Here is a 12836-nt window from a genome sequence, read left to right as displayed (position 1 = left end):
CTCCACGGCGCGGCCGCGACCCCGGCCGCCGCCGACGAGCCCGGCTGGACGGCGGAACCTCTCGCCGGCAGCGCGCCCGCGGCGCCGCCGAAGGCCGGGGCCCGCCCGTACTTCTACCTCGCGGGCCCCTCCGGCACGGTGCTGGAGGATCGGCTGGCCCTGGACAACACCGGCGACCGGGAGCACACCGTCACCCTGCGCGGGGCCGACGCCTACAACACGGCGGACGGCGCCTTCGCGGTGCGTCCGGCCGAGGAGTCCACCGGCGCGGGCGGCTGGATCAGCTTCGGCGCGGGCACCACGGTCAAGGTCCCCGCGCACACCCGCGCGGTGGTCCCCTTCACCGTCACCGTGCCGCCCGACTCGCCCCCCGGCGACCATCCGGCCGCCGTGGTCGCCACGGAGGCCGGACACGAGGTGGGCGTACGGGTCCACCTGCGGGTCGGCGGCCCGACGCTGGCGGCGCTCACGGTCGAGGACGTCTCCGTACGCGGCAAGGGCGCGGCCGCCCGCGTCGCCTACACCCTGGTCAACCGCGGCAACGTGGCGCTCACGCCCGAGCTGTCCCTCCGCGCCGACGGCGCCTTCGGCAAGGTCGCCGGCCGCGGCGCCCACCCCGTGGCCGTCGAGGTACTGCCCGGCCAGCGGGTGGAGCTGACCGAACCCTGGCCCGGCGCCCCGGTCTTCGACCGGGTGGCCCTGACGCTCACCGTCACGGCCCCCGGCGGCGCCCGCGCGACGGCCGGCACCTCCCGGTGGTTCCTGCCCTGGGGGATCGCCGGCCGGACCGGCGTCGGCCTGTGCGGCCTCGGCGGCACCACGGCGGCCGCGCTGCTCCTCGTACGCAAGCGGCGGACCCGGGGCGGGGACGGCGGACCGCCTCCGCACGGGAGCGGCGCCGTACCCGACCGGTCCGCGGCACCGGAACACGAGTTGACGGGAGCATCCAGGTGAGCGCCAAGGCCGGTGGGAGCGGGATACGCGGCGGCAAGGTCAGGGCCCTCGTCGCGGCGGGGCTCGCGGGGCTGGTGGGGTCGGCGGCCTGTGCGCTGGCACTGTTCCCGGCGGCCCCGGCCGCCGCGGAGGACGGACCCAAGCCCGCCGTGGCGCTCTCGCTCGACGAAGCCGCCAAGGGCACCGAGCTGTCCGTCACCGGCACCGGCTGGCGGGGCAAGACCATGGTGATGCTGCTGGTCTGCGGGCAGAACATGATCGGCGGCACCAACAGCTGCGCCAACGCCGACGGCGTCGCCGTCTCCGTGGCCGACGACGGGCGCTTCTCCGCCCGGCTCCCGGTGGCGGCCCCGCCCAAGCCCTGCCCGTGCGTGGTCAACGTGACCTCGGTCAACGGCGACCAGTCCACCGTGGCCGCCCCGCTGAAGATCACCGACCACCCGGTGGCCGAGCTCCCCGCCGAGGGCGGCACCGCCCGCCTGGCCATGCTCACCGGGGTCCGCCTCAAGGGCGAGGACGGGGTGCTGACCTGGTTCGGGGCACCCCCGGGCCGCAAGTTCACCGTCACCGTCGGCAATCTGGGCTCGGCCCCGGTCAAGGACCCGGTCTTCCAGCTCGGCATCGCCCACGGGGTGTTCGCGCCCCTGTGGGAGGAAGTCCGCTGGAAGGGCACCATCCCGCCCGGAGGCAAGGCGGAGGTCTCCTTCGACGCCTCCCTGTCGGCGGGAGCCCACGGCGACTACACGCTCTCGCTCAAGTACGGCGAGACGGTCGTGGCCACGCAGCCCTGGGGCGTGGACCGGCCGTACGGGGTGCTGCTGTTCTGGGGCCTGCTCCTCGTGGTCATCCCGGCCGCGGTCTTCCGCATCGGCATGGCCGTCGTCGACAAGGTCCGCCCCCGCGAGACGGCCCCCGGCCGCCACCGGGGGGCCGGGCCGGCCGACCCGGCGGTCGCGGTGACCGCCCGGCTGCCGCGGATCCCGGCCGTACGGGGCTCCGCGCGCAGGCCCGTACGAGGCCTCGTGCCCGCCCGCCCGCCGGCGGCGGCCGAATCCCCACAGACCACCACGGCGGTCCTGCCGTGGTTCACCCCGGACAGCGCGCCGGGGACCGGTGCTCCATCCGATCCACCAACACCAAAGACATCACAGACACCACCAACACCTCAGGCACCACAGACGTCCGCACCGTCTGAGAACAGTCCGACGACGAAAGGACAATCGTGAGGACCCAACGGAGGGTGAGCGCGGCCGCGGTCGCGCTGCTGTTCGGCGGCGCGGGCATCCTGCTGGCGGCTAGCCCCGCCCAGGCGGCCGACGTCTCCTACAAGGTGGAGTGCGTTCCGCCGGCGGGCGGTGGCGGCCCGGTCCAGGGCACGACCACCGCCTCGATCACCGCCCCCGCCACCGCCAAGGTGGGTGACGAGGTCGAGGTGGTCTGGAAGACCGTCAAGCCGGCTTCGAACAACACCGACCTGATGGACCTGCCCAAGGACAGCATCAAGCCGATCGGCTACGCGAAGATCGGCGGGGCGCAGAGCGGCGAGCTGAAGATGGAGGGGGCGCGGAGCAATCCGCCGATCCCCAAGAAGTCGCCCATGACCATCTCCGACATGAAGGCCAAGCTCAAGCTGACCAAGGCCGGGGACGTCACCATCTCGCCCGGCAAGTACGACGTGGACTTCAGCGGCCTGCTCACCCACTGCACGCCGCAGGAGTCGGTCGGGGTCGGCCTCACCATCAAGGTCACCGAGGACGGCGGCGGGACCACGGGGAACACCACCGGCGCCCCGGCCACCACCGGCAGCACCACCACCGGCAGCACCACCAGCGGGAGCGGCGGCCAGAGCGATTTCCCGGGCAAGGCCGTCGAGGTCGCCTACGACTGCGGCGCCTTCCTCCCGGGGGGCATCAAGACTCCGGTGACGATCAACGCCAAGAAGAACGGCGGCGGCTACGACCTGACCGTCAAGACCGCCAAGGGGGCGATGAAGAGCCCGGCGCCGCTGCCGGCGGGGGCCCTCAAGCCCTCGATGAACATCAAGATCGGCGGCGGCGACAGCGGCACGGTCAAGGTCTCCGGTCCCGCGAACACCGCGGCGATCGGGGCGGGCGACCCGGTCACGCTGGCCGACATGACCGGCACCTACAAGCCGGGCAAGACCGGCAAGGCCACGCTGAGCCCCGACCAGATGACGATCGACGTCGTCATGGCCCCGGGCGCCACCCCGATCGTGGTGCCCTGCGCGGCGACCGCCACCGGCGTCTCGCTGGAGCTGGACGTCACGGCCCAGGAGGGCGGCGCGGGCTCACCCGGAGCCACGGGCAGCACGTCCTCGGGCACCACGTCCTCGGGCGGCACCTCCTCGGGCAACCTCGCCGAGACCGGCGCCGAGGACGAGGGCGGCATCAAGGCGCTGGCCCTGGTCGCCGGCACGGTGATCCTGCTCGGCGCCGCGGTGTTCACGTTCACCCCGTGGCGGCGCCTGCGCGGCCGGCCGTAGGCCGCGCGGGGTCACCCGCCCGTCCCCGCGGGCGGGGCCGCTCCGTGCGAAGGGGTGCGCTCAGTGGACGGTGCCCATCAGCGCCTGGACCTTCTTGCGGTACGAGTAGATCGCCAGACCGGCGACGAAGGCGGCCGTCGCCTCCAGGGCGATCACCCCGGTGCCGTTGAGGTCCACGCCACCGATGGAGAGCAGACCGGTGATGCAGTCGCCCGCGGTGACGGCGAGGAACCAGACACCCATCATCTGGGAGGCGTACTTCTGCGGCGCCATCTTCGTGGTGACCGAGAGGCCGACCGGAGAAAGGCACAGTTCGCCGATGGTCTGGATCATGTAGATCGAGACCAGCCACATCGGCGACACCTTGGTGCCGTCGCCCGCCATGTTCATCGGGACGATGAAGACGAAGAACGAGGCGCCGATGAGGACCAGACCCATCGCGAACTTCACGATGGTGTTCGGCTCCTGGTTCTTGCGCGCCAGCCACACCCACAGCCAGGCGAAGACCGGGGCCAGCGCCATGACGAACAGCGGGTTCAGCGACTGGTACCAGGTGGCCGGGAAGCCCAGGCCGAAGACGGAGTCCGCGGTCTTGGAGTCCGCGAACAGCGACAGGGTGGAACCACCCTGGTCGTAGATCATCCAGAACGCGGCGGCGGCGACGAAGAACCAGATGTACGCGGTCATCTTCGACTGCTCGGTGCCCGAGAGGTCGCGGTCGCGCTTGATCTTCAGCAGCACGGCGACCGGGATGGCCAGACCGGCGAGGGTGATCGGGACGAGCGCCCAGTTCAGGGTGTACATGCCCAGGGCGGCGACGGCGCCGTAGAAGACGGCGACGATGCCCGCACCGATGAGGACCTTGGTGATGACGGCCTTGCGCTCCTGCGCCGACAGCGGGTTCGGGACCGCGCTGCTCTTGGCGTTCAGGTGCTTGCTGCCGAGCAGGAACTGGACCAGGCCCAGGCCCATGCCGACCGCGGCCAGCAGGAAGCCGAGGTGCCAGTTCCACTTCTCGCCGACGCTGCCGATGGCGAGCGGTGCGACGAAGGCGCCCAGGTTGATGCCGACGTAGAACAGCGTGAAGCCGCCGTCACGACGCGGGTCGTCCGGGCCCTCGTAGAGGTGGCCGACCATCGTGGAGATGTTGGCCTTCAGCAGACCCGATCCGAGCGCGACCAGGATGAGGCCGAGGAAGAACATCGCCTGGCCGGGGACCGCGAGCGACACGTGGCCGGCCATGATCACGAAGCTGGCGACGGCGACCGTCTTGCGGGCACCCCAGACGCGGTCACCGAACCAGCCGCCGGGCATGGCCATGAGGTAGACCATCGCCACGTACACGGAGTAGATCGCCGTGGCCGTGGCCATCGTGAAGGCGAGGCCGCCACCCTGGCTGCCGGTCGCCGCGTCGGCGCCACCGGAGACCAAGTACAGGACGAGAAGGGCGCGCATGCCGTAGTAGGAGAAACGCTCCCACATCTCGGTCATGAACAGAGTGGCCAGGCCACGGGGGTGGCCGAAGAAGGTCTTCTCGGTGGACGGATCCGCCGAGTCCCTCGTCAGGCTGGAAGCCATGGTCGATCCTTGCTTGCTCGGGACGCGTGGCTTCGTGAGCTCATCAGCGCCCGGTGAGGGGTGGCCGGCACCGGCGGCGGGTGTCCCGTCCCCACGCCCGGGGGTTCTCGCTCCATGGGTCGGAAGCGAAGGGACATCCCCAACCGGGATCCACGCCCTGCCGCGCGACTTCGCGCGAAGGGCCCGGCCCCTAGGTCATTGGCTGCCGTCTGCCCGGAGCGGGTGTTCCATCAAAGGTGCCCGTCCGGTCAGGACAGAAATAGAGACCTTCGGCTGGTTTTGGCACGAAAGTCTCTGAGGTAGTGCATCAGGCGTCTCGACACCATACGACACGACAGTGGCGCATATGAAAGCACTTGAGATATGGATCACAGGTTATCGTGGAACCAGGCGGGTACATTCGAAGGCCGTTAGTAGTCCAAAAGGCCAGATAGGAAGGGGTCTGCGGGCGGTCATCTGCTTTCCCCCGCTGCGGACTACCATCACCCACATGACGCGTGTACTGCTCGCCGAGGACGACGCATCCATCTCGGAACCCCTGGCCCGCGCCCTGCGCCGGGAGGGATACGAGGTCGAGGTCCGGGAGGACGGCCCCACCGCCCTGGACGCGGGACTGCAGGGCGGCGTCGATCTTGTCGTCCTGGACCTGGGCCTGCCGGGGATGGACGGCCTGGAGGTCGCCCGCCGGCTGCGTGCCGAGGGCCACGGCTTCCCCATCCTGGTCCTGACCGCCCGCGCCGACGAGGTCGACACGGTCGTCGGCCTGGACGCCGGCGCCGACGACTACGTGACCAAGCCCTTCCGCCTCGCCGAGCTGCTCGCCCGGGTCCGGGCCCTGCTGCGGCGCGGCGCCAACGAGGCCTCCCAGCCGCCCGCCACCCACGGGGTGCGGATCGACGTCGAATCGCACCGCGCGTGGATGGGCGAGGAGGAGCTCCAGCTCACGGCCAAGGAATTCGACCTGCTGCGCGTCCTGGTCCGCGACGCCGGCCGGGTCGTCACCCGCGACCAGCTGATGCGCGAGGTCTGGGACACCACCTGGTGGTCCTCCACCAAGACCCTCGACATGCACATCTCCTGGCTGCGCAAGAAGCTCGGCGACGACGCGGCCAACCCCCGCTACATCGCCACCGTGCGCGGAGTGGGCTTCCGCTTCGAGAAGAGCTGACCGGGACGGCGGCCCCGGAGCCGCCGACCCGCCCCCGCGGGCCCGCTCGCGGCGCCCCCATCCGCGCCCGCTCGCGGCGCCCTACCCGCGCCCGCCCCCCGGGCCCGCTTCCGGCGTCCGCTTCCCGCGCCCGCCGTAGGGCATCCTCTAAGCCATGCGCCGCCGCCTCATCAACTCCACGCTCGCCGTGGTGCTCGTCGTCATCGCCGTCTTCGGCGTCTCCCTCGTCATCGTCGAGACCCGGACCATCACCAGCAGCGCCCAGGACCGCATCGAGTCCGAGGCCCTGAGGCTGGTGGGCAGCATGGAGGGCGACGTCCTGGAGAAGAAGCCGGTGGACACCGAGGCCGTCGCCGCACGGCTCGACGCCGGCCGCTACGCGCGGATCACGGTCCCGGGCCGGCCCGCCGTCGAGGTGGGGCAGCGCATCGAGGGCAGCGTCATCCGGGGCACCGCCCGGGGCGAACAGGGCGAGGTCGTGGTCGTCGAGGAGTCCCGCTCCACGGTCACCCAGGAGGTCGGGCGGACCCTGGCCGTGGTCGGAGCCGTGGCCCTGCTCGCCGTCGTGGCGGCCGTCCTGCTCGCCGTACGCCAGGCCAACCGGCTGGCCTCCCCGCTCACCGACCTGGCCGAGACGGCCGAGCGCCTCGGATCCGGCGACCCGCGACCCCGGCACAAGCGGTACGGGGTCCCCGAGCTGGACCGGGTCGCGGACGTACTGGACTCCAGCGCCGAGCGGATCGGGCGGATGCTGACCGCCGAGCGGAGACTGGCGGCCGACGCCTCCCACCAGCTGCGGACCCCCCTGACGGCCCTCTCGATGCGGCTGGAGGAGATCACCGTCACCGACGACCTGGAGACCGTACGGGAAGAGGCGACGATCGCCCTCACCCAGGTGGAGCGGCTCACGGACGTCGTGCAACGGCTGCTCACCAACTCCCGCGACCCCCGGACGGGCTCCGCGGTCCCCTTCGACCTCGACGAGGTCGTCAAACAGCAGCTGGAGGAGTGGCGCCCCGCCTACCGCAGCGCCGGACGGGCCATCGTGCGCTCCGGGAAGACCGGCATGCGGGCCGTGGGCACCCCGGGCGCGGTCTCGCAGGTCCTGGCGACCCTGGTGGAGAACTCGCTCATGCACGGCGGCGGCACGGTGGCCCTGCGGACCCGCGTGATCGGGAACCAGGCGGTCCTGGAAGTCACCGACGAGGGGCCGGGAGTCCCGCCGGACCTCGGCAACCGGATCTTCGAGCGGGCCATCAGCGGCCGCAACTCCACCGGGATCGGCCTCGCCGTCGCCCGGGACCTCGCGGAGGCGGACGGCGGCCGCCTGGAGCTGCTCCAGGCCCAGCCGCCGGTGTTCGCGCTCTTCCTGAGCCGGACCGCGCCGGAACGCACCGAGCCGACGGAGACGGTCCGCTGATGGGCGGGTCGGGGGGACGGGCTGGGGATGCGCGGGGAGGGCTGGACGGGCAGTGAGCGCGGGACGGGAACTCTAGTTCGCCGCGGTTTCCGGAGTCCGCGACGGAGCCTCGCCCTGCCCGTCGCGCTGCTCGACCACCAGCGAGACCGCGGCCGGCACGGGCAGGGCCTTGAAGACCCAGGTCCGGTAGGACCAGAAGCGGAAGACGGTGGCGATGCCGATGCCGGCGAACTTGAAGAAGTTCGAGGCCAGCGGGCCGTCCCAGTGGAAGCCGTACGTGGCCGTGAACAGGATGCCGTTCTCGATGACCAGGCCGATCGCGCTGAAGGCGACGAAGAGGACGAGCTCGCGGGTGCGTCCGGCCCCGGTCTGATCGGCGCGGTCCCGGTAGGCGAAGTAGCGGAAGCCCAGGTAGTTCGTGGTGATGGCCACCAGGGTGGCTATCACGCTCGCGCGCACCACCTGGAGGTCGGTCACCTGGCGGATTAGGTTGAAGACCCCGAGGTTGACCAGGACGCCCAGCCCGCCGACAGCGCCGAATCTGGCGACCTCACGTACCAGCGAGCGCACGCGGCCGAGGGCAGATCCGTTCTCCGGCTTGCTCATATGAGGCTTCAGTCCTGTCCTTCGGGCCCCCCGTTTGAGGCATCACGCTCGTCTTGGGCCTCCTCATGTTAAGTGTCGCCCCGCTCGTTCGTCTGCGCCTTGGGAAGCCGTGCGACACACGGCACACTCGCCCCACCCGCCCCGTCCCCCTTCGTCCTGCCGCGAGCCGGGTACCGGCCAGGGTCACGTCCATATGGCGGAATACCGCCGGATACTCTGGGGGAGTGACGTTCCCGGTAGTCGGCATGGTCGGCGGCGGACAGCTCGCCCGCATGACCCACGAGGCGGGTATCCCCCTCGGAATCAAATTCAAGATCCTCAGTGACACCCCACAGGATTCGGCGGCCCAGGTCGTGAGCGACGTCGTCATCGGCGACTATCGCGACCTGGAGACGCTGCGCGCCTTCGCGCGCGGCTGTGACGTGATCACCTTCGACCACGAGCACGTACCCATCGAGCACCTGCGGGCCCTGGAATCGGACGGCGTCCCCGTCCGGCCGGGGCCCGACGCGCTGGTGCACGCCGCGGACAAGGGGGTGATGCGCGCCCGCCTCGACGAGATCGGCGCGCCCAGCCCCCGCCACCGGATCGTCAGCGATCCGGCGGACGCGGCGGCCTTCGCGCGGGAGGTCGGCGGCTTCCCCGTCATCCTCAAGACGGTGCGCGGCGGGTACGACGGAAAGGGCGTGTGGTTCGTCCGTACCCAGGAGGACGCCGAGGCCCCGTTCAAGGCGGGCGTCCCGGTCCTGGCCGAGGAGAAGGTGGACTACGTCCGCGAGCTCGCGGCCAACATCGTCCGCTCCCCGCACGGCCAGGCGGTGGCCTATCCGGTCGTGGAGTCCGTCCAGGTGGACGGAGTCTGCGACACGGTGATCGCCCCCGCGCCGAACCTCTCCGAGGAGCTCGCGGGCGAGGCCCAGGCCCTGGCCCTGCGCATCGCCAAGGAGCTCGGGGTCACCGGCCACCTGGCCGTGGAGCTGTTCGAGACCTCCGACGGCCGGATCCTGGTCAACGAACTGGCCATGCGCCCGCACAACAGCGGCCACTGGACCCAGGACGGTGCCATCACCTCCCAGTTCGCCAACCACGTACGGGCCGTCCTGGACCTTCCCCTGGGCGACCCGCGCCCCCGCGCCCGCTGGACGGTCATGGCCAACGTGCTCGGCGGGGACTACCCCGACATGTACGCGGCGTACCTGCACTGCATGGCCCACGACCCCCAGCTCAAGATCCACATGTACGGCAAGGACGTGAAACCCGGCCGCAAGATCGGCCACGTCAACACCTACGGCGACGACCTGGACGATGTGCTGGAGCGCGCACGTCACGCAGCCGGCTACCTCAGAGGAACCATCACCGAATGAGCACCTCCGCAGCAGCTCCCGTCATCGGCATCGTCATGGGCTCGGACTCCGACTGGCCCGTCATGGAGGCCGCGGCCCAGGCCCTCGACGAGTTCGAGATCCCCTACGAAGTCGACGTGGTCTCCGCCCACCGGATGCCGCGCGAGATGGTCGCGTACGGCGAGCGGGCCGCCGGGCGCGGCCTGAAGGCGATCATCGCGGGCGCGGGCGGGGCCGCCCACCTGCCCGGCATGCTCGCCTCCGTCACCCCGCTGCCGGTCATCGGCGTGCCGGTGCCGCTGAAGTACCTCGACGGCATGGACTCGCTGATGTCGATCGTCCAGATGCCCGCCGGGATTCCCGTCGCCACCGTCTCGATCGCCGGCGCCCGCAATGCCGGGCTGCTCGCCGTACGGATGCTGGCCGCGCAGGACCCGGAGCTACTGGCCCGGATGAACGATTTCCTGCAGGAGCTCAACGACCAGGCCACCGAGAAGGGCAAGCGGCTGCGTGCGAAGGTCGCCGGCCAGGAGTCCTTCGGATTCGGCAAGTGAGCGCGGCGGGCCCGGCCGGCGCGGCCCGGCACCTGGACGCGGCGCGCGAGCTGCTCGCCGAACACCCGGTCGTCGACGGGCACAACGACCTGCCCTGGGCGCTGCGCCAGAGCGTGCGCTACGACCTGGACCGGCGGGACATCGCCGCCGACCAGTCCGCGCACCTGCATACCGACATCCCCCGGCTGCGCGCCGGCGGGGTCGGCGCGCAGTTCTGGTCCGTCTACGTGCGATCCGACTACGCGGGGGACGAGGCGGTCAGCGCCACCCTGGAGCAGATCGACGCCGTCGCCCAGCTGATCGAGCGTTACCCGCGCGACCTGGTGCGGGCCCTGACGGCCGACGACATGGAGGCGGCCCGCGCCGAGGGGCGGATCGCCTCGCTGATGGGCGCCGAGGGCGGGCACTCCATCAACAACTCGCTCGCCACCCTGCGGGCCCTGTACCGGCTCGGCGTGCGCTACATGACGCTCACGCACAACGACACCATCGACTGGGCGGACTCGGCGACCGACGAGCCCCGCCACGGCGGCCTCAACGACTTCGGCCGCGAGGTCGTCCGCGAGATGAACCGCGTCGGCATGCTCGTCGACCTCTCGCACGTCGCCGCGACGACGATGCGCGACGCGCTCGCCGTCTCGGTGGCGCCGGTGATCTTCTCGCACTCCTCCGCCCGCGCGGTCTGCGACCACGTGCGCAACATCCCGGACGACGTGCTGGAGCTGCTGCCGGCCAACGGCGGGGTGGCGATGGCCACCTTCGTGCCCAAGTTCGTCCTCCCCACGGCCGTCGAGTGGACCCTGGCCGCGGACGAGAACCTGCGCGCGCACGGCTTCCACCACCTCGACACCACTCCCGGGGCGATGGAGCTGCACCGGGCTTTCGAGGCGGCGCGCCCGCGCCCCCTGGCGACGGCCGCCACGGTCGCCGACCACCTGGACCACATGCGCGAGGTGGCCGGGGTCGACCACATCGGCATCGGCGGGGACTACGACGGCACGGCCTTCACCCCGGCCGGGCTTGACGACGTGGCCGGGTACCCGAACCTGATCGCCGAGCTGCTGGCGCGCGGCTGGTCGAAGGCCGACCTGGCGAAGCTGACCTGGTCGAACGCGGTACGGGTGCTGCGCGACGCCGAAGCGGTGGCCCGCGAGCAGTCGGCCGTGCGGGGCCCCTCGAACGCGGTGCTCCCGGCGGAGCAGGCCGGCTAGCCGGCCTGTGACCGGAAAGGTCACAGGACGGGGCGGGCTCCGCGGGGCCGGCTGATCCGGGCGGGTCCGGGATTCCGGGCCCGCCCGGACGCGTCACCGCCGGTGCCCGCCCGGTCTGGCCTGCCCGGTCTGGCCCCGCTCGGTCTGGCCCCGCCCGGCCTGGGCCCGCTCGGTCTGGCCCCGCCCGGTCTGGGTCCGCCCGGCCCGTCCCGGAAGCCTGGTGACCTGCTGGTTTCACCCGAACGCCACATCCGCCGGGCGCCTGCGGCGTCCCACATGTCACGGTGGCAACATCTTCCCTGCTTCTCTCCCGCTGCCGCCGAGACCGGAGCGCATGCCATGGCCGACCTGCAGGATGAACCGCACACGAGCCCGGCGACCCCCGTGGGCCCCAGCCCCCTCGGAGCCGAGGACACCCCCGCCGCCCTGGTGGGAGCCCTGGACCGGGCTACCGCGCTGCTGTCCGTCCACCCCGTCGCGGACGGGTGCAACACCCTCGTCTGGACCCTGCGCCAGAGCCCGTACCACGACATCGACACCCCGGACACGGGCGTCGACACCGATATCCCGCGGCTGCGCGCCGGGGGAGTGGGCGCCCAGTTCTGGTCCCTGATGACGCCGTCCGCGTCGGCGTCGGCGTCCGGCCCGGCCCGCGAAGCCGGGGCCGCCGACCAGGTGGTGTCCGACACCCTCGAACAGATCGACGTGGCGCTCGCCCTGATGCGCCGATATCCCGACAGCCTCCGCCTCGCCCTGAGCGCCGACGACCTGGCCGACGCCCGCAACCGGGGCCGCATCGCCTCGTTCCTGGGTCCCGTCCCCGGCCGCACGCTGACGGACTCCCTCGGCGCGCTGCGCGCCTTCCACGCCCTCGGCGTACGCCTCCTCGCGCCCGCCGGAGCCCCGTGGGCCACGGACGGCCTCACTGCCTTCGGCCACGAAGTGGTGCGCGAGACCAACCGGCTGGCGATGCTGCTGGACCTCACCGGCTGCCCGCCGGTGGCGGCCTGCCAGATCGCCGCGGCCTCCAAGGCGCCGGTGATCATCTCGCACACGGCGGCGGCCGCGCTCAACCCCCACCCGGACAACGTCACGGACGAGGTGCTGCTCGCGCTGCGCGCGGCGAACGGCCTGGCGATGGTCACCTTCGACACCGCGCTCACCGGGGACTCCCTGCACGCGGTCGCCGACCACGTCGACCACGTACGGGCCGTCGCGGGCCCCCACTGCGTGGGCCTGGGCGCCGGCTTCGGCGCCGAGCCGGGCGTCCCGCGCCCGGCGGGCCTGACCGACCCCTCGGGCTATCCGCGCCTGATCGCCGAACTGCTGGAGCGGGGCTGGCCGGAGACCGACCTGTCCCTGCTGACCTGGGGCAACGCCCAGCGGGTGCTGCGGGACGCGGAGTTCACCGGGCGCGCCGCGCAGCACCGTAGAACGGCGTAGGCGCTCAGACGCGCGCGGGCACGCCGGGCTCGGCGGCGGCGGCCGCGGCGGCGGCC

General features: G+C 72.2%; 11 protein-coding genes. 9 read left to right on the top strand and 2 right to left on the bottom strand.

All coding sequences use genetic code 11. The features are described 5' to 3' along the window. From J7E97_RS33340 to J7E97_RS33330, 3 genes are all read left to right on the top strand, one after another. Positions 1-954, top strand: a 954-nt coding sequence (locus J7E97_RS33340; protein ID WP_215035032.1) for a DUF916 domain-containing protein, incomplete at its 5' end; no start/stop codon positions are given. Continuing rightward, positions 951-2180 carry a hypothetical protein gene (locus tag J7E97_RS33335; protein WP_308346922.1) on the top strand — a complete coding sequence of 410 codons (1230 nt, stop codon included), beginning with the start codon at positions 951-953 and terminating at the stop codon, positions 2178-2180. The genes J7E97_RS33340 and J7E97_RS33335, both read left to right, overlap by 4 nt. A 14-nt stretch (positions 2181-2194) precedes the next feature. Beyond that, positions 2195-3457: a hypothetical protein gene (locus tag J7E97_RS33330; RefSeq protein WP_215035030.1), complete on the top strand. Its 1263-nt coding sequence runs from the start codon at positions 2195-2197 to the stop codon at positions 3455-3457. A 60-nt stretch (positions 3458-3517) separates the two neighbouring features. Here the strand turns inward: J7E97_RS33330 and J7E97_RS33325 are convergent, their stop codons facing one another. Next, the gene (locus J7E97_RS33325) at positions 3518-5035 is read right to left on the bottom strand and encodes a peptide MFS transporter (protein ID WP_215035028.1); all 1518 of its coding nucleotides are present in this window, start codon (positions 5033-5035) and stop codon (positions 3518-3520) included. A gap of 490 nt (positions 5036-5525) precedes the next feature. Here J7E97_RS33325 and J7E97_RS33320 point away from each other — a divergent pair, with 490 nt between their 5' ends. Both J7E97_RS33320 and J7E97_RS33315 read left to right on the top strand, forming a co-directional pair. Further along, positions 5526-6203, top strand: a complete 678-nt coding sequence (locus J7E97_RS33320) for a response regulator transcription factor (RefSeq protein ID WP_215035026.1) — start codon at positions 5526-5528, stop codon at positions 6201-6203. 154 nt (positions 6204-6357) lie between these two features. Further along, positions 6358-7623, top strand: coding sequence for an ATP-binding protein (locus J7E97_RS33315; RefSeq protein ID WP_215035024.1), 1266 nt, complete (start codon positions 6358-6360; stop codon positions 7621-7623). A 72-nt stretch (positions 7624-7695) separates the two neighbouring features. On the opposite strand, the gene J7E97_RS33310 is transcribed toward J7E97_RS33315, so the two are convergent. Then, positions 7696-8229: a GtrA family protein gene (locus J7E97_RS33310; protein ID WP_215035022.1), complete on the bottom strand. Its 534-nt coding sequence runs from the start codon at positions 8227-8229 to the stop codon at positions 7696-7698. 191 nt (positions 8230-8420) lie between these two features. Here J7E97_RS33310 and J7E97_RS33305 point away from each other — a divergent pair, with 191 nt between their 5' ends. From J7E97_RS33305 to J7E97_RS33290, 4 genes are all read left to right on the top strand, one after another. Beyond that, positions 8421-9593 carry a 5-(carboxyamino)imidazole ribonucleotide synthase gene (locus J7E97_RS33305; protein WP_215035034.1) on the top strand — a complete coding sequence of 391 codons (1173 nt, stop codon included), beginning with the start codon at positions 8421-8423 and terminating at the stop codon, positions 9591-9593. After that, positions 9590-10126, top strand: coding sequence for a 5-(carboxyamino)imidazole ribonucleotide mutase (gene purE / locus J7E97_RS33300; protein ID WP_215035020.1), 537 nt, complete (start codon positions 9590-9592; stop codon positions 10124-10126). The genes J7E97_RS33305 and purE overlap by 4 nt, the downstream gene beginning before the upstream one ends. Then, positions 10123-11337, top strand: coding sequence for a dipeptidase (locus J7E97_RS33295; RefSeq protein ID WP_215035018.1), 1215 nt, complete (start codon positions 10123-10125; stop codon positions 11335-11337). Before purE ends, J7E97_RS33295 begins: the two co-directional genes overlap by 4 nt. A 339-nt stretch (positions 11338-11676) precedes the next feature. Beyond that, positions 11677-12780 (top strand): membrane dipeptidase, encoded by a 1104-nt coding sequence (locus J7E97_RS33290; RefSeq protein WP_215035016.1) that lies wholly within the window; start codon positions 11677-11679, stop codon positions 12778-12780. Positions 12781-12836: the final 56 nt, after the last annotated feature.

Source organism: Streptomyces sp. ISL-66, from assembly GCF_018614135.1.
In the GTDB taxonomy this organism is placed as follows: Bacteria; Actinomycetota; Actinomycetes; order Streptomycetales; family Streptomycetaceae; genus Streptomyces.
The sequence above is the reverse complement of the archived record's forward strand: the minus strand, read 5'-3'. Positions and strand labels throughout refer to the sequence as shown.

Excerpts from the sequence above, each read along its gene's own strand:
- J7E97_RS33325 (WP_215035028.1), bottom strand. The coding sequence starts at position 5,035 with ATGGCTTCCAGCCTGACGAGGGACTCGGCGGATCCGTCCACCGAGAAG.
- J7E97_RS33320 (WP_215035026.1), top strand. The coding sequence starts at position 5,526 with ATGACGCGTGTACTGCTCGCCGAGGACGACGCATCCATCTCGGAACCC.
- J7E97_RS33315 (WP_215035024.1), top strand. The coding sequence starts at position 6,358 with ATGCGCCGCCGCCTCATCAACTCCACGCTCGCCGTGGTGCTCGTCGTC.
- J7E97_RS33310 (WP_215035022.1), bottom strand. The coding sequence starts at position 8,229 with ATGAGCAAGCCGGAGAACGGATCTGCCCTCGGCCGCGTGCGCTCGCTG.
- purE (WP_215035020.1), top strand. The coding sequence starts at position 9,590 with ATGAGCACCTCCGCAGCAGCTCCCGTCATCGGCATCGTCATGGGCTCG.
- J7E97_RS33290 (WP_215035016.1), top strand. The coding sequence starts at position 11,677 with ATGGCCGACCTGCAGGATGAACCGCACACGAGCCCGGCGACCCCCGTG.